A 15846-nucleotide genomic window follows, 5' to 3' on the forward strand; every position below is an offset into this window, starting at 1 on the left:
CCGGCCGCCCGTCACCGGAGACGCAGGGGCCGCCCGGGTCCGACCAGGTGTCGGCGGCCACGGGGTCGGTCGGGATCGAGTTGTACTCGATGACGAGGCTCGGGTTGTTCTTGAACTTCTTCCAGGCGTACACGTCGGTCTCGCTGGTGGCCCGCAGGCCGATCGTGACGTTGGGCCACTTCTTGGCGGCGGCGTCCACGACCTGCGAGGTGACGTCGAACTCGACGCCGCCGGGCAGGCAGGACGAGCCCCAGCCCTTGGCCACGTTCACCGTGGACAGCAGCTTGACCCACGCGGGCTGCTTGTTCCAGGTCGTGGCCTTGCTGATGGTGTTGGTGGACCACGCCTCGACCTTGCGGGCGCTGCAGGAGTACGACCACGTCTCGTACGTGCGCAGGGTCGCCTTGATGATCTGCTTGCCGTGGATGGTCGAGCCGGTGTTCATCTGGAAGAACGAGCGGTTCTTCTGCGACTCGACGTGGCCGACCCGGGCGACGTCGCTGGAGTTGAGGTAGTTGGAGTTGGGCCAGTTGCTCCAGACCGCCGTCCAGGCGTTGCGGGCGGCCGAGAAGTACGGGTCGAGATAGACGGGGAAGTGGGTGTTCGGGTCCGTCATCATTTTTCTGTCGGGCTTGAGCCGCAGTTGCCTGCCCGCCAGCTCCACGCCCATCGTCGCCTCGCGCGCCTCCGGGGAACGGCCCTCCTTGAGCGCCTGCGGGCTCGTGATGCCCTTGGAGTCCCACATCTTCGGGGTGGGTGCGGTGAAGATCGTGCCCTCGTTCTTGTCGACGGCCTCGATGTTGCCCGCCTTGTCCGACTCGACCGACAGGCCGGAGGCCGACAGCGGGAACGTCAGCTCCGTCATGCTCTCCGCGGCGGCCCGTGACTTGACCACCAGGATGTGGGAGAAGCCGTCCACGTCCGCGGTGACCTGCAGGTCCACGCCCGGCATGACCTCGGCGTAGGTGGCGGTGTCGCCCTTGAGCGTGGGCTTGGGGAGCGTGCCCTGCCAGCCCAGCTCCAGGGACTTGGCGCCGCGCGACAGCTTGGCCAGCGGGGCGTTGCCGCCGCCGGAGAACCTCAGCCCGATCGCCGTCGCGGCCGGGCTGACCGAGCCGTCGGGGTTGAGGCGGAGCGTGGTGTCGACGGGGACCCAGCCGCCCCCCTGCCGGACGCGCACCGGGCGGACGTTCAGCTCCATCGAGAGCGTTCCGTCCGGTTTGGCGAAGACCTGGCGGGTCTCCGTACGCATCGACTCGATCTCCACCGGCCGGCCGGCGCTCCGAGCGGCCGCGACCGCGGACTCCTCGGCCTTCGCCGGTCCCTGTTCGGCCTTCGGCGGCTCCGGCACCTCGTCGGCCCGGGCGGCGAGCGCCGGAGAGACCGATAAGACCAGCGCCGCCGTAAGCAGCCCACGCACTACCCGCATACGTCCTCACCCACGGTGGGCAGGGGTTACGCGCGGGAAGGAGCACCCGCCCGGCGTCTCCACGATCTTCGGTTGACGATCGGATTCTCACCCGCCCCCGAACGGAGAGTCCAGGGTTTTGTTCATTCTGCGCAGAGATTTCTTCAAGGACCGAATCTGCGTGGAGACTTCGTCGCAGCCCGGCTCAGCGGTGCAGGGCGGTCTCCTGCTTCATGTGCGACAGCTTCTCGGGGTTGCGTACGGCGTAGAGGCCGGTGACGAGGCCGCCGTCGATGCGCAGCGCCACGACGGTGTCGATCTCGCCGTCCATCCGGACGATCAGCGCCGGGTAGCCGTTGACCTGGGCCGGCTCCAGCGACGCCGTGGGGGAGATCCTGCTCATGACGGGCGCCACGTTGCCGATCCCCACGACGGGCGCCAGCGCGGCCTGCCTGATCCCGCCGCCGTCGGTCAGCAGGACGACGTCGGGTGCGAGGATGTCGAGCAGGCGCTGCAGATCGCCCGTCGCGACCGCCCGCTGGAACGCCTCGAACGCGTCTCGGGTCTCGGCCGGGGAAACGACCTCGCGCGGCCGGCGCGCGGCGACGTGCGCCCGCGCCCGGTGGGCGATCTGGCGGACCGCGGCCGGGCTCTTGCCGACGGCGTCGGCGATCTCGTCGTAGTCCAGGTCGAACACCTCGCGCAGCACGAACACCGCCCGCTCGGTCGGCCCGAGCGTCTCCAGCACCAGCAGCATCGCCATCGAGACGCTGTCGGCCAGCTCGACGTCCTCGGCGACGTCGGGCGCGGTGAGCAGGGGTTCGGGCAGCCAGGGGCCGACGTAGGACTCCCTGCGCCGGCCGAGCGTGCGCAGCCGGCCCAGCGCCTGCCGGGTGGTGATCCGGACCAGGTAGGCGCGCTGGTCCCGTACGGCGTCGAAGTCGACGCCCGCCCACCGCAGCCAGGTCTCCTGCAGGACGTCCTCGGCGTCGGCGGCCGAGCCGAGCATCTCGTAGGCGACGGTGAACAGCAGGTTGCGGTGCGTGAGGAACGCCTCGGTGGCCGGGTCCGGGGTCATCTCCCCGTCGCGATCTCCGGGCGCGGGGTGTGACGTACCGGCCATGGATGGCTCCTGTTCCCTCTCGACTGTGTCACCCACCAGACGCCGGGCACCGCCGTTTTGTGACACCGAGGCGGTGGCCGTTCCTCGCCGTCCGCAGCCCACGACCTGCCTGCCTGTGGCGCACGTCACGTACGCCGAGCTGTCACAAGACCCGGGGCACCGGCATCTCTTGTTCGTCCGGTACGCGACCTCACCAGTGTGGACGACGCGATGGAAGCACGCCCGCACCAGGTCGCGGCCCGGCGCGAGTCCACTGTGGAAGGAACGTCATGAGCTCAACGCTTGAAACCCTTCGCCGTGACTTCGGCGGCGACATCATCGAACCGGGCGGGGCCGACTACGAATCGGCCAGCCGCTCGGTGCTGGTCACGGGCAGCCCGGCCTACGTCCTGCGGCCCGAGAACGTCGAGGACGTGCGAGCGGGGGTCGGATTCGCCGCCCGCACCGGGCTGCCGCTGTCCGTGCGAGGCGGCGGCCACGGCTTCGCGGGCTTCGGCACCAACGACGACGGCGTCGTGATCGACCTCGGCAGGCTCGCGGCCGTGGAGATCATCGACAAGGAACGCCACCTCGTACGGATCGGCGGCGGCGCCACCTGGGGCCAGGTCGCGGCCGCCCTGGCCCCGCACGGCCTGGCGATCTCCTCGGGCGACACCAAGAGCGTCGGCGTCGGCGGGCTGACGTTGACCGGCGGCATCGGCTGGAAGGTCAGGAAGTACGGCCTGGCCCTGGACAACGTGGTCGCGGCGGAGCTGGTCACCGCCGGGGGAGAGGTCGTGCGCGCGAGCGCGGAGGAGAACCCGGAGCTGTTCTGGGCGATCCGCGGCGGTGGCGGCAATTTCGGCGTCGTGACCGCCTTCGAGTTCGCGGCGCACCCGACGACGGACGTCTTCCACGGCACGATCGCCTTCCCGGCGGCGGAGGCGGCCACCGTACTCCAGGGCTGGGCGGACCACCTCCGCGCCGCCCCCGAGGAGCTCACCTCCATCGTGGACTTTGCCAATCCCTTCGCCGGCGGGCCGGAAGCGCCGGTCGAGGTGCACGTCACCTTCGACGGCGACGACCCGGAGCTCGCGGCACGGGCGCTCGACCCGATCCGCCGGCTCGGCACGGTGATCCGCGACGACGTCGCGCTGAGACCCTACGCGGACACGCTCGTGGACGGCGCGACGGCGCCGCCCGGCATCCGGCTGTTCACCCGGAGCGCGTTCGTCGACAAGGAGTCGGTGTCCGCGGTCCTTCGGATCCTCGCCGAGGTCGGGGCGTCGGAGCGGTCGCCGTTCATCGCCGTCCGCAGCGTCGGCGGCGCGGTGTCGCGAGTCCCGGACGACGCCACCGCCTACGCGCACCGCCGGGCGGAGCTGATGTTCGTGACGACCGTCGCGGGTCCGGAGCCGGTCGTCGAGGCCGCTCGTCCCGCTCTGGAAGCGATCTGGAGGAGGCTCGCGCCCCACGTCAGCGGCGCGTACGCGAACTTCCTCGCCTCCGCCACCGAGCAGGACGTCGCCGCGGTCTATCCGGCGGCGACCTACGGGCGGCTCGCGGCGGTCAAGCGTCGGTACGACCCCGGCAACCTGTTCGCCCGCAACCACAACGTCCAGCCATAGAAGGTACGGAGAGACATCATGGGCAAGATCTGGTTCGTCACCGGCTCGTCCCGCGGCCTGGGCCGCCACTTCGTCGAGGCCGCGCTGTCCCGCGGCGACAGGGTGGCGGCCACCGCCAGGAACGCCGCACACCTCTCCGAGCTGGTCGTCGCGCACGGCGACGCGGTGATCCCGCTCGAGCTGGACGTGACCGACAAGGCCGCCGTCTTCGAGAGCGTGAAGCGGGCCAAGGAGCACTTCGGCCGCCTCGACGTCATCGTGAACAACGCGGGCTACGGCCTGCTCGGCGCCGTCGAGGAGCTGACCGAGCGGGAACTGCGCGACCAGCTGGAGACCAACCTGTTCGGCGCGTTGTGGGTCGTCCAGGCCGCGCTGCCCCATCTCCGCGAGCAGGGCGGAGGGCACATCGTCCAGATCTCCTCGGTCGGCGGCGTCACCGCGATGCCGCTCGGCGGCGGATACCACGCCTCCAAGTGGGCTCTCGAAGGCCTGAGCGAGTCCCTCGCCCAGGAGGTCGCCGGATTCGGCATCAAGGTGACCCTGGTCGAGCCGGGTTCCTACGCCACCGAGGGGGCCGCCGGTGCCGTCCACGCCGAGGCCCACCCGCTCTACCTGGGCGCCCGCGAGAGCTTCGCCGAGTTCGCGAAGACGCTCGACGCCGGCGACCCGGCCGCCGCGGGTCAGGCCCTTCTCAAGATCGTCGACTCCGGCGACCCGCCGCTGCGGGTGTTCCTGGGCATCCACGGCGGCCCGATGGTCCAGCAGGTCTACGCCGACCGGCTCAAGACCTGGGCCGACTGGCAGGACCTCGCGGTGCAGGCCCACGGCCACACCCCGAAGGGTTGACGGCGGCCCCTGCCTTGCCTGCCGGGTGCCCGGTCCGGCAGCATGATCGCCGGACCGAGGAGGTGCGGGTGACATGGCGCTGTCGCGTGGACGCGTCTTCGTGGCGCTGCCGGCCGCTCTGCTCCTGACCACCGGCCTGGTGCTGACCGCGTTGTACTTCACTTTCGCGCCCGACGTGTGGTACGTCGACCCGGCCGTGCTCCCGGAGCTACGCGCCATCGGCCGGGTCGTCGGCGAGGACGCCGAGACGGCTCATCAGTGGGAGAACTCCTATGTCGAGTTCAAGTACCTCGTCCTCCACCTCGACGGCGGCGTGAAGGACGAGATACTCGCCGAGGCCGAGCAGCGGCTGAGCCGGAGTGGCTGGCACGTGTCTAACAGGGTGCCGCACAAGATCTCGCTGGAGTCGGCCGGCTGGCCGGAGGCCATCCTCACGGTGGAGCGGCTCGAAGAGGCGGGAGCCTTGAGCGACGAGCTGCGGGAGGCGGTGGCGGCCGCCGAGCTGCCGGTGGACGAGATGGTGTACGTGACCGTCCAGGGGTGAGCGCCGACATGAAAGCGCCTGCCCTCTTCCCGGGAAGGGGGCAGGCGCTTCACTTCGCCGGGGTTACCCCCACTGGCCGACCTGGTAGTCCCCGGCGGGCTGCTGGGTGATGACGTTCAGGCGGTTGTAGGAGTTGATGACCGCGATGAGGGCCACCAGGGCGGCGAGCTGGTCCTCGTCGTAGTGCTTGGCGGCGTTCGCCCAGGCCTCGTCGGTGACGCCGCCGGCGGCGTCGGCGATGCGGGTGCCCTGTTCGGTCAGTTCCAGGGCGGCGCGCTCGGCCTCGGTGAACACCGTGGCCTCCCGCCAGGCCGCCACCAGGTTCAGGCGCACCGAGGTCTCGCCGGCGTGCGCGGCCTCCTTGGTGTGCCCGTCGATGCAGACGGCGCAGCCGTTGATCTGGCTGGCGCGGATCTTCACCAGTTCCTGCGTCGCGGCCGGCAGCGTCGAGTCGTGCACGACCTTGCCGGCCGAGCCGAGGTACTTCATGAACTTGGCCGCGACGGAGTTGCCGAAGTAGTTCAGGCGGGCTTCCATGGTGATCTCCTTGCCGGATTCGCTGTTACGTCCCACTGACGGAACAGCTCGGCGAGAAGTGACAGCCGACGACTGTGATGTGCGTCTCTAGTCCCCGGAGTCCGCGCGCGAGCCGTACGCCGGGCCGAACACGACCAGCAGCGTCAGGTCCTCGGTGATGTCCACGAAGCGGTGTTCCTCACCTGCCGGGACGAAGATCACGGCGCCGGGGCCGACCTCCGCCTCGCCGCTCGCCGCCACCATCCGGGCCCGCCCCGAGGTCACCACGTAGATCTCGTCCTCGGTGTGCGGGCTCTGGGTGTCGGCCCCGCCCGCCGGGATGCAGTACGTCCCGACGGACAGGTCCGGCACCTTGAGCTGCTCGACCCAGTCGCCGGCAGCCCCGGCTGCAGGCTGTGCCCACTCGCCCGCGCCCTTGATGATCTGCAAAGACGCGCCTCTTACGGGTGGAGGAACACGGGCATCGAGAAGAAGACGATCATGGCGATCGCCACGCAGATCAGGAACCCGACGACCTCCCAGGCCCAGTCGAAGTGCCGATCCCTACGGCGGCGGGGCTTCTCGGGGCGAGCCTGGTACTCCGGGCGCTTCTTGGACACCGGCCGGGCCCGGACCGGGCGGGGGGCCAGGAGCGAGGGCTCCGGAGCGAGTGAGGCGAAGGTGGTCCGGGTCTCCTCCTCGGGCGGAGCCGGGCCCTTCTTGGCCGGGCCGGCGGGCTTGGGCAGGGTGGGAGGCTTCGGGGGCGCCTTGTCGTACAGGGGCAGGCGGTAGACCGGTTCAGCGGGCCGCATTGGCTCGGCCGGTTCGGGGTTGCGCTTGGCCGGCTTGGTGCGCCTGGAGGACTTGGGGCGCGGGCGGAAGAGGGGCGCCGGCTCGTTCGTCCGCGGGGGTTCCGGGAGCGGGCGGGCGGGGCCCTTGTGCACCAGCACGTCGACGTGCGGGTCTCTGGGGGCCAGGATGTCGCCGTCGTCGTCGTCCCCGAACGGTCTGGGAACGTCTCTCGGCAGGATGATGTCGCCGGTGGCGAAGGGTTCGGCGGTGTCCCTGGGTAAGATCACGTCGCCGGTGGCGAAGGGCTCGAAACCGCTCGACGGTTCGTCGGGCGGGTCCACGAAGAATGGATGGGTGTGAGGCGGCACTGGGGTCCTCCCTGCGAAGGGTGGAGCTGTTTGTGGCGTGCCGGGCGGGTAGGGCCGGGCACCGTCCACCGCCGCCGGGGGGTCTCCTAGGGAAGCCGCCGGGTTCGGGACGTCCCTGCGGGGACGGTTGGAGGCCAGCGGGTCCCTGAGGGACGGGGTGGGTCCCAGAGGGTCGTGCATCCGCTGGGCGGAAGCCAGCGGGTCCCTGAGGGATGAGCGCGGGGTCGAGGCCGGGCCGTCTCCGAAGGGGGAGCGCGGCGTGGCGCGGGTCGGGCCGTCTCCGAAGAAGGAGCCCGGAGTCGAGGCCGGGGCGTCTCCGAAGGGCACGTGCGAGGTCGGGACTCCGCCCCGGCGTGGGGTGGACTCCGGGGACTTGTTGAGCTTGGGCATCGGGGCCGTGGTGGCGCCGTGCGCGGGCACCTGCGACGGCGACGGCGGTGTCAGCAGCTCGGCCGGGAAGATGCCCGTGCTGGTCGCCGGGTCCTCGTCCGCCAGGGGCTGGGGCCACATCGGCGGGCTGGGCCAGCGGGGCTTGACGAAAAGGGGGCCGGGCGTGGCGGAGCGGGAGCCCGCGAACTGGATGCGGAGCGCGCCCGGCGGCTCCGACCAGGGGAGGCGGCTGATGATGTCGGCGAGCGGAGCCACGCTCAGCGCGCCGTACACGTCCGCCACCGGCTTGGGCACGCGGACCCCGGTCGAGGAGAGCGCCGTCACCAGCGCGTGGCGGAAGTGGTTGCCCGCCCCCACCGCGAGTTCCTCGGCGGTGTCCGGGGCGACGTCCAGCACCCACGCCAGCTCCGATTTGCTCAGCCCGCAGACCGCGCACAGCACCAGCACCTCGCGCTGGTGTGGCCGCAGCTCGCGGAAAGTGCGCTCGACGAGGGCGGAGGCCGGGTCGATCAGTGGATCGATGGATGGGGGTGTGAAGACGATGTCCCGCCGGTGGATCTCGCGTCGGGCGAACGCGTAGAGAGCGGCGCGAGGCGCCTCGGCGGCGGAGGGGACGCCGGCGACACTGGAGAACAGGGTCACCAGGACGTCGGACGCAGAGCCTAGATCGCCGAGCTGGTCAGCGCAGTACGCGAACAGCCCAGCGGCATGGCGGTCGTAGAGCTCTGCGATCAACTCGGCGCGACGGCGCTGATCGGTGAGCGGCTGAGACACGGGGCCGGATCCTCTTGCTGTGAGCGGACGCTGAGGGTGAGGGGTGCGGGGCTGGAGTTCCTGAGTTCGGTACGGGGTGCTCGTCAGGACTTTGTGTAGGTATAGGGCAGAAGTTCGTGGAGGTAATCATGCCAACACCCGATGGTCCGGCGCACTAGCACTTCCATATTTGGGGTAAATATCCAGCTCAACTGAAGCGTTTCAGCTGGATCCCAGGACGACATGGTGGTCCGGATCGCCGTAGTCTGTCCTGCGATAGATCATGCGGCGGTCGTGGCACGGGGGCTGCGACCCCTGCCACAGAAGCCTGAAGCGAGAGTTCGCGCGTGATCACATTCGACGCTGTCACAAAACGCTACCCAGACGGAACGGTCGCCGTGGACCGTCTCGACCTCGAGGCGCCCACGGGTGAGATCACCGTGCTCGTCGGTCCCTCGGGCTGCGGGAAAACCACATCCCTCCGGATGATCAACCGGATGATCGACGCCTCCGACGGCCAGATCCTCCTCGACGGCGTGCCGGTGCAGGGCATCGACCCGCCGACGCTGAGGCGCGGCATCGGGTACGTCATCCAGCAGGCCGGTCTGTTCCCGCATCGCAAGATCGTGGACAATATCGCCACCGTCCCGTACCTGCTCGGCTGGGACAAGAAGAAGGCCCGCGCCAGGGCCATGGAGCTGCTCGAACGGGTCGGCCTCGACCCGGCGATGGCCGGTCGCTACCCCTTCCAGCTCTCGGGCGGGCAGCAGCAGCGCGTGGGGGTGGCCAGGGCGCTGGCCGCCGACCCGCCCGTGCTGCTCATGGACGAGCCGTTCAGCGCCGTCGACCCCATCGTGCGAACGAGCCTGCAGGACGAGCTGCTCAGGCTCCAGTCCGAGCTGAACAAGACCATCGTGTTCGTCACCCACGACATCGACGAGGCCATCAAGCTGGGCGACCGCGTGGCGGTGCTGCGCGTGGGCGGCAAGCTGGCGCAGCTCGCCGATCCCAAGACGCTGCTGTCCGCGCCGGTCGACGACTTCGTGAAGGAGTTCCTCGGGCACGACCGGGGGATCAGGCGGCTGCAGTTCATCTCGACGGGCGGGCTGCGGCTGCGTACCGACCTGGCCGACGCCGGGGACGAGCCGTGGCGGCTGGTCGTGGACGAGGACGGCAGGCCCACCGGGTGGGTCTCCCGGGAGCGGCCCGACGAGCTGGAGCCGTACGGGACGTTCGTGCACGGGCGCGACTCCATGCGCACGGCCCTCGACGCGGCGCTGCTGTCGCCGTCCGGCTGCGCGGTGGGGGTGGACGAGCAGGGCAAGGTCGTCGGCGTGGCCACCAGGGAGACGCTCGACCAGGCGCTCGCGGAGGCCGCAGATGGGTGACGGCCCTCCTTCCATATGGGAATGGATCGGGCGTAACTGGGACACCGGCCGGGTCGACAGCATCAAGAACCTGCTCCTCGACCACCTGACCATGTCCCTTGTGCCGATCCTGGTCGCGCTGGTCGTCGCGCTGCCGCTGGGGCTGGCCTGCGTGCGTTGGCGCTGGCTCTACCAGCCGACCAGCGGCTTCATGAACGTCGTCTACGCGCTCCCCTCGCTGCCGGTCTTCATGCTGCTGATCTCGGTGACCGGGCTGTCGCAGACCACGGTGATCATCCCGCTGACCTTCTACGGCATGGCCGTGCTGATCCCGGCCGTCGTGGACGGGCTCGGCTCGGTGCCCGACCACGTGCGGCAGTCGGCGGTCGCGATGGGGTTCACACCGCTGCGCAGGCTGCTCGCGGTCGAGCTGCCGATCGCCGTCCCCGTGGTGCTGGCGGGGCTGCGGGTGGTCGCGGTCTCCAGCATCAGCCTGGTCAGCGTGGGTGCGCTGATCGGGCAGGGCGGGCTCGGCGGGCTGTTCACGCGGGCCTACCAGAACCCGTTCATGCCGCCGGTGATCGTCGGCATCGTGCTGATCGTGGCGCTGGCGCTGGTCGCGGACGGGCTGCTGGTGCTGGCGCAGCGGCTGCTCACTCCATGGGTACGGGCCCGAAGGGGGCAGGCATCGTGAGCTGGCTCACCGCTTTCTTCGGCTGGCTGGTCGAGTTCTTCGGCAGCGGCGCCAACTGGTCGGGCCCCGACGGCATCCCCATGCGCCTGCTGGAACACCTTGAGTTCTCGGCCTTGGCCCTGGTCCTGGCCGTGTTGGTCGCCGTCCCGCTGGGGCTGCTGATCGGCCACACGGGCCGGGGCGGGGTGGTGGTCGTCGTCACCGCGAACCTGTCCAGGGCGCTGCCCACGCTGGGCCTGCTGGTGATGTTCGTGCTGCTGCTGGGCACGGCCTCGATCTGGCCGGTGATCATCCCGCTGGTGCTGCTGTCGGTGCCGCCGATCCTGGTGAACACCTTCGAGGGCATCAAGGGCGTCGACCCCGAGCTGCGCGACGCCGCGTACGGGATGGGGCTGCGCGGCGGGCAGGTGCTCGGGCGGGTGCTCGTCCCGGTAGCGCTGCCGCTGATCCTGCTGGGATGCCGGCTGTCGGCGATCCAGGTCGTGGCCACCACCACCGTCGCCGCGTACACCGGGCTCGGCGGTCTGGGGCGGTTCGTGATCGACGGTTTCGCGACGAAGGATTACGCGAGCGTCGTCGGTGGTTCAGTACTGATTGTGCTGTTTGCCCTGGTGGTCCAGATATTGTTCACGCTCGCCCAGAGAGTGACGGTCTCCCCGGGGGTGAGCCGGCGGCAGAAGGTTCGATAGTCTCCTGTATTACCTCCCGCTTAGAAGGGAAAAGCAAGATGGGACGCAAGTACGGCATCGCCGGGGTGTTCGTTTCGGCGATGCTCGCGCTGGCCGCCTGTGGCGGTGGCGGCGGTGGCAACACTGGAGGCAACCCGCTCGACACCACGAGCGCGGCACCCAGCGGTTCGGCTTCGAGCGGGGGCGGGGGCAAGGCCGTCATCGGATCCTTCGACTTCGACGAGAGCGTGCTGCTCGGGTCGATCTACGCCCAGGCGCTGGAGGCCAAGGGCGTGCAGGTGGAGGAGAAGCCGCGCATCGGCAGCCGTGAGGTCGTGTTCGGCCAGGTCAAGAGTGGTGGCCTGACCGTCGTGCCCGAGTACAACGGAAACCTGCTGGCCTTCGTCGACCTCAAGAACACGGCCGCGACCACCGACGAGGTCAACGCCGCGCTGAAGGAGAAGCTCCCCGCCGAGCTCGAGGTGCTCGACTCCTCCCCGGCCGAGGACAAGGACAGCCTGTCCATCTCCAAGGACACCCAGACCAAGCAGTCGCTGAACAGCATCGAGGACCTGGCCAAGGTCTCCAAGACCTTCATCGTCGGCGGCCCGCCCGAGTTCAAGAAGCGGTGGGAGGCGCGGTTCAAGGAGGTCTACGGGGTCGAGTTCAAGCAGTGGAAGCCCACGGGCCCGACCACCGCTGACGCGATCAAGGACGGCACCATCCAGGTCGGCAACGTGTTCACCACCGACCCCAAGATGACGGCCAACAACCTGGTGCCGCTGCAGGACCCCAAGAACATCTTCCCCGCCCAGAACGTGACGCCGCTCCTCAACAAGGCGGCCGCCACCGACACGATCAAGACCACGCTGAACGAGGTCTCGGCGAAGCTCACCACGGAGTCCCTCCTGGGCATGATGCAGAAGATCTCCGTCAACAAGGACGAACCCGCCACCGTGGCCAAGGAATGGCTGACCGCCAACAGCCTCGGCTGACGCCGCTTTCCGGTGCGGGCCTCCGTCGTCCGGGGGCCCGCACCGCTAGGTTCGTGTCGTGAGCGAGTTCACGGAGGCGATGGCGCAGCTCGCGGCCGGGGTGGCCGTGGTGACCGTCCGCGATGGGCGCGACGACCTGGGCACCACGGTGTCGGCGCTGATGTCCGTCTCGCTGGAGCCCCCACTGGTCCTGGTGAGCCTGGCCGGCAGCGGTTACCTCAACGAGGTCCTGCTCCGGCAGGACCGCTGGGCGGCCTCGCTCCTCTCCTCCGGCCAGGCGGCCATCGCCAGCCGCTTCGCCACCGCCGGCCGGCCCAGCGCCCGGCTGCTGCTGGCGGGCACGCCGCATCACCGGGGAACGCACTCGGACGCGCTGGTGGTGGAGGGCGGGGTGGCCGCCCTGGAGGCCGAGACCACCAAAGTGGTCCCGGCCGGGGATCACACCCTCTTCATCGCCTCGGTCCTCGCGGTCCCCTACGTCGAGGTCTCCCTCCAGCCCCTGGTACGGCTCCGCTCCCGCTACCGCCCGGTCGGAACGTGACGCCGGTGGTCAGCGGATCACGTACCACGTCGGGAGGAGCAGCGGTCCGGCGGCGGGGAGGCCGAGCTCGGCGGACAGCCGGGCGAGGGGGCCCCACGCGTCCAGGCGCATGCGGGCCAGGGCGGCGGACTTGTCCTCGCTCGACTCCGGCCCGCGCAGCCGCTCCAGCGGGTTGAGCCGGGGGTAGGCGCGAACGGGGGCGTCGCCGGAGAGGCCGGCCCGCTTCCTGGCCAGGGCCAGTGCGTCCTCCAGGCCGCCCAGCTCGTCCACGAGGCCGCTGGCGTGCGCGTCGGCGCCGGTCCATACGCGACCGCGGGCCAGCTCGTGCGCGCGCTCGCGGGTCAGGTCGCGGCTCGCGGCTACCTTGCCCACGAAGTCATCGTAAATACGGTCGAGCCAGGCGTTCACCCGCTCCCATTGCTCGGGTGAGAAGCCGCGGGAAGTGGAGAACATTCCGGCGTTGGGCCCGGACGCCACCATCTCCGAATTTATGCCGAATTTTTCGAGCATTTCCGAGATGACCGGCTTGCCGCCGTACACGCCGATCGAGCCCGTCAGCGTGCCGGGCTGGGCCACGATCACGTCGGCGGCCATCGCGACGAAGTAGCCGCCGGACGCGGCCAGGTCGCCCATCGAGACGATCACCGGCTTGACCTTGCGCGTGAGGGTCACCTCGCGCCACACCGTGTCGGAGGCCACGTACGAGCCGCCGGGGCTGTCCACCCGGAACACGACGGCCTTGACGTGCTCGTCCCGCCGGGCCGCGCGGAAGGCGGCGCTGATCGTGTCGGAGCCCATCGCCCCACCCCCGCCGAGCGGGCTGCGCCCGCTGCGGCCGGTCCTGATCATGCCGGTGCCGTGGATGAGCGCGATCCCGTCCGCCGTCGGCTGCGGCAGCTTCTTCACGGCCGCGCTCCTGGCGTACCTGGACACGTACAGGAGGTGCGAGTCGTCGCCCGCCGCCTGCTTGACCTGGTCGTACACCTCGTCCCGGTACGCCAGCCCGTCGACCAGCCCGGCCTCGAGCGCCTCGGAGGCGGTGAACGGGCCGCGGTCGATCAGCTCCCGCACCTTGCCCGGGTCGAGCCGCCGCCCGTCGGCGATGCCCGCGCTGAGGCTCTCGGTGACCGAGTCGACGATGCGGCCCATGGACTCGCGGTGGGGGTCGGTCATGTGGTCCTGGGTGAAGATGTTCACGGCGGTCTTGTACTCGTGCCGCTGCCCGGCCTCGTAGCCGACGCCCAGCTTCGTCAGCGCCCCCTTGACGAAGCGCTGCTCCAGCGCCACCCCGGTCAGCCCGACGTCGCCGCTCGGCTGCAGGTAGACGCGCTCGAACGCGGTGGCCAGGTAGTACGGCACCGTGCCGCCGCCGAACTCCCCGAACGTCTCCGCGAACGCGACGGTCAGCTTGCCCGACGCCCTGAACTGGATCACCGCCTGGCGCAGCTCCTGCACCATGGCCAGGCCCAGCGGGTTACCCCCGATCTTCACGACCAGCGCTTTGACCCTGGCGTCCTGCCTGGCCCGCTTGAGCCCGGACAGGACGTCGGAAAGGCGCGGCTTGCGCATGGACAGCACCGCGGCGAGCGGGTCCGCCGGTGGGCCCTCGGTGAGACCCTCTGTGAGATCGAGCTCCAGCACCAGCGGGGCCGTGCGCCGCTGACGAAGCTTTTCGACGGTTTCGAAGATCGCCTTTCCTGCCTCCATGAAGACACCCTAAGCGACCGAATCCAAAATGCGTTTGGGGATCTGCAGCTTGAGTGTCCACCCCTTGGCCGCATAGTTCTTCTATGAGTTCGGTCACCAAACCCGCCCACGTCTTCGGCCGTGATCGTGAGTGGGCGGGCCTGGTCAGGTTCGCCACATCGCCCAGCCCCGACATACGGCTCGGCATCGTGAGCGGCAGACGGCGCCTGGGTAAGACCTACCTGCTCGACGCCCTGATCCGAGAGCTCGGCGGGTTCTTCTTCGCCGCCGCGGACGAGACCGAGACCGCGGCGCTGGCCCGGTTCGGCCGGGCCCTGGCGGCACACGCCGCTGGCGGGCAGTACGCGTTCGGTAACCGGAACGAGGCGCTGAAACGGCTGTTCTCCGTCATCCCGGAGGGGCTCATCGTGATCGACGAGTTCCCTTATCTCAGCAGGGACTCGCCTTCCCTTCCCGCGCTCATCCAACACGCCCTCGATCCCAGAGGACTCGCGAGACAGGGGAAGACGCGTCTGCTGCTGTGCGGTTCGGCGCTCGGGGTGATGGGTCGCATCCTGGCGGGCAACGCGCCTCTGTACGGCCGGGCGAGCCTTGACCTCGTGCTGCGGCCACTGGACTACCAGGCATCTGCCAGGTTCTGGGGTATCGACGATCCACGCCTCGCGGTCTTGGTCCACTCCATCGTGGGGGGCACCCCGGCGTATCGTCGGGAGTTCGTGGCCGGGGACGTACCCGAGTCGGTGGCGGACTTCGACGCCTGGGTGGCGCGCACTGTGCTCAATCCGGAGATCCCGCTGTACCGCGAGGCCCGCTACCTGCTGACCGAGGAGACGGACATCCGCGACACGGCCATCTACCACGCGGTGCTGGGGGCCATCGCGTCAGGGAACGCCACGCGTGGCGGCATCGCGAACCACATTGGCCGCAAATCCACTGACATCGGGCACCCGCTTTCGGTCTTGGAGGACTCGCAGCTGATCGCCCGTGAAGAGGACGCGTTCAGGAAAGGGAGGTCCCTTTACCGGATCTGCGAGCCGCTGATCGTTTTCTACGAGGCGGTGATGCGTCGCGAGTGGACCCGGCTGGAGCGCGGACGGCCCGAGGCCGCCTGGAGCAATTCGCGTGCCACTTTCCTGTCGCAGGTGGTCGGGCCGCACTTCGAAGCCCTCTGCAGGGAGTGGGCGATGTTCGCCGAAGAGGAGGTGTTCGGCGAACTGCCCGGCAGGGTGGCCGCGGGGGTGGTGGCCGATCCGCGCAACCGGACGCAGATCCAGGTTGACGTGGCGGTTCTCGCTCAGGAGGAGCCCGGGCGTCCACAGCGGATCCTGTCCTTGGGCGAGGCCAAATGGGACAAGGTGCTGACCGCTGGACACGTGGACCGGCTGCGGCGGGCTCGGGACCTGCTGTCGGTGAAGGGGTACGACACCAGGGACACGGTGCTGACCTGCTACAGCGGGGCCGGGTTCCATGAGGACATCCCCGAGGGCGTCCGTCTGGTCGGCCTCAAGGAGCTCTACTCATAGCTGA

15 protein-coding genes are annotated in these 15846 nt (G+C 69.9%); 9 read left to right on the forward strand and 6 right to left on the reverse strand.

Going from position 1 to position 15846, the window contains the following annotated elements; genetic code table 11:
• Both ABZS69_RS60265 and ABZS69_RS60270 read right to left on the reverse strand, forming a co-directional pair.
• Positions 1-1429: DNRLRE domain-containing protein (locus ABZS69_RS60265; protein ID WP_355391847.1), on the reverse strand; the 1429-nt coding region annotated here is incomplete at its 3' end.
• A gap of 184 nt (positions 1430-1613) precedes the next feature.
• Complete coding sequence (locus ABZS69_RS60270; protein WP_355391850.1) at positions 1614-2531, reverse strand: RNA polymerase sigma-70 factor; 918 nt, start codon at positions 2529-2531, stop codon at positions 1614-1616.
• A 269-nt stretch (positions 2532-2800) separates the two neighbouring features.
• Here ABZS69_RS60270 and ABZS69_RS60275 point away from each other — a divergent pair, with 269 nt between their 5' ends.
• From ABZS69_RS60275 to ABZS69_RS60285, 3 genes are all read left to right on the forward strand, one after another.
• Positions 2801-4138 (forward strand): FAD-binding oxidoreductase, encoded by a 1338-nt coding sequence (locus tag ABZS69_RS60275; RefSeq protein ID WP_355391853.1) that lies wholly within the window; start codon positions 2801-2803, stop codon positions 4136-4138.
• 18 nt (positions 4139-4156) lie between these two features.
• Positions 4157-4984 (forward strand): SDR family NAD(P)-dependent oxidoreductase, encoded by an 828-nt coding sequence (locus ABZS69_RS60280; RefSeq protein ID WP_355391856.1) that lies wholly within the window; start codon positions 4157-4159, stop codon positions 4982-4984.
• Between the two features lie 73 nt (positions 4985-5057).
• Positions 5058-5528, forward strand: a complete 471-nt coding sequence (locus ABZS69_RS60285) for a hypothetical protein (RefSeq protein WP_355391859.1) — start codon at positions 5058-5060, stop codon at positions 5526-5528.
• A 63-nt stretch (positions 5529-5591) separates the two neighbouring features.
• On the opposite strand, the gene ABZS69_RS60290 is transcribed toward ABZS69_RS60285, so the two are convergent.
• From ABZS69_RS60290 to ABZS69_RS60300, 3 genes are all read right to left on the reverse strand, one after another.
• Positions 5592-6065 carry a carboxymuconolactone decarboxylase family protein gene (locus ABZS69_RS60290; protein ID WP_355391862.1) on the reverse strand — a complete coding sequence of 158 codons (474 nt, stop codon included), beginning with the start codon at positions 6063-6065 and terminating at the stop codon, positions 5592-5594.
• A gap of 87 nt (positions 6066-6152) precedes the next feature.
• Positions 6153-6494 carry a cupin domain-containing protein gene (locus ABZS69_RS60295; protein ID WP_355391865.1) on the reverse strand — a complete coding sequence of 114 codons (342 nt, stop codon included), beginning with the start codon at positions 6492-6494 and terminating at the stop codon, positions 6153-6155.
• Between the two features lie 11 nt (positions 6495-6505).
• Positions 6506-8368: a hypothetical protein gene (locus tag ABZS69_RS60300; RefSeq protein ID WP_355391868.1), complete on the reverse strand. Its 1863-nt coding sequence runs from the start codon at positions 8366-8368 to the stop codon at positions 6506-6508.
• A gap of 326 nt (positions 8369-8694) precedes the next feature.
• Here ABZS69_RS60300 and ABZS69_RS60305 point away from each other — a divergent pair, with 326 nt between their 5' ends.
• Genes ABZS69_RS60305 through ABZS69_RS60325 form a run of 5 tightly spaced genes read left to right on the forward strand, consistent with a single transcriptional unit; the run spans position 8695 to position 12612 of the window.
• Positions 8695-9735, forward strand: a complete 1041-nt coding sequence (locus ABZS69_RS60305) for an ABC transporter ATP-binding protein (protein WP_355391871.1) — start codon at positions 8695-8697, stop codon at positions 9733-9735.
• Complete coding sequence (locus ABZS69_RS60310) at positions 9728-10408, forward strand: ABC transporter permease (protein WP_355391874.1); 681 nt, start codon at positions 9728-9730, stop codon at positions 10406-10408. Before ABZS69_RS60305 ends, ABZS69_RS60310 begins: the two co-directional genes overlap by 8 nt.
• On the forward strand, positions 10405-11097 hold the full coding sequence (locus tag ABZS69_RS60315; RefSeq protein WP_355391878.1) for an ABC transporter permease: 693 nt from the start codon (positions 10405-10407) through the stop codon (positions 11095-11097). Before ABZS69_RS60310 ends, ABZS69_RS60315 begins: the two co-directional genes overlap by 4 nt.
• 38 nt (positions 11098-11135) lie before the next feature.
• Positions 11136-12071, forward strand: a complete 936-nt coding sequence (locus tag ABZS69_RS60320; RefSeq protein ID WP_355391881.1) for an ABC transporter substrate-binding protein — start codon at positions 11136-11138, stop codon at positions 12069-12071.
• 58 nt (positions 12072-12129) lie between these two features.
• Positions 12130-12612 (forward strand): flavin reductase family protein, encoded by a 483-nt coding sequence (locus tag ABZS69_RS60325; RefSeq protein ID WP_355391884.1) that lies wholly within the window; start codon positions 12130-12132, stop codon positions 12610-12612.
• Between the two features lie 9 nt (positions 12613-12621).
• Here ABZS69_RS60325 and sppA read toward each other — a convergent pair whose 3' ends face one another.
• Positions 12622-14319, reverse strand: coding sequence for a signal peptide peptidase SppA (sppA, locus tag ABZS69_RS60330; protein WP_355391887.1), 1698 nt, complete (start codon positions 14317-14319; stop codon positions 12622-12624).
• A gap of 83 nt (positions 14320-14402) precedes the next feature.
• Here sppA and ABZS69_RS60335 point away from each other — a divergent pair, with 83 nt between their 5' ends.
• A complete protein-coding gene (locus ABZS69_RS60335) occupies positions 14403-15842 on the forward strand; it encodes an ATP-binding protein (protein ID WP_355391889.1) in 1440 nt (479 codons plus the stop codon).
• Positions 15843-15846: the final 4 nt, after the last annotated feature.

Origin of the sequence: Nonomuraea sp. NPDC005650, from assembly GCF_040605375.1 — a bacterium.
GTDB lineage: Bacteria > Actinomycetota > Actinomycetes > Streptosporangiales > Streptosporangiaceae > Nonomuraea.

Bases quoted from the DNA above. Each gene is read 5' to 3' on its own strand.
- ABZS69_RS60285 (WP_355391859.1), top strand. From the start codon at position 5,058: ATGGCGCTGTCGCGTGGACGCGTCTTCGTGGCGCTGCCGGCCGCTCTG.
- ABZS69_RS60275 (WP_355391853.1), top strand. From the start codon at position 2,801: ATGAGCTCAACGCTTGAAACCCTTCGCCGTGACTTCGGCGGCGACATC.
- ABZS69_RS60270 (WP_355391850.1), bottom strand. From the start codon at position 2,531: ATGGCCGGTACGTCACACCCCGCGCCCGGAGATCGCGACGGGGAGATG.
- sppA (WP_355391887.1), bottom strand. From the start codon at position 14,319: ATGGAGGCAGGAAAGGCGATCTTCGAAACCGTCGAAAAGCTTCGTCAG.
- ABZS69_RS60280 (WP_355391856.1), top strand. From the start codon at position 4,157: ATGGGCAAGATCTGGTTCGTCACCGGCTCGTCCCGCGGCCTGGGCCGC.
- ABZS69_RS60335 (WP_355391889.1), top strand. From the start codon at position 14,403: ATGAGTTCGGTCACCAAACCCGCCCACGTCTTCGGCCGTGATCGTGAG.
- ABZS69_RS60290 (WP_355391862.1), bottom strand. From the start codon at position 6,065: ATGGAAGCCCGCCTGAACTACTTCGGCAACTCCGTCGCGGCCAAGTTC.
- ABZS69_RS60320 (WP_355391881.1), top strand. From the start codon at position 11,136: ATGGGACGCAAGTACGGCATCGCCGGGGTGTTCGTTTCGGCGATGCTC.
- ABZS69_RS60310 (WP_355391874.1), top strand. From the start codon at position 9,728: ATGGGTGACGGCCCTCCTTCCATATGGGAATGGATCGGGCGTAACTGG.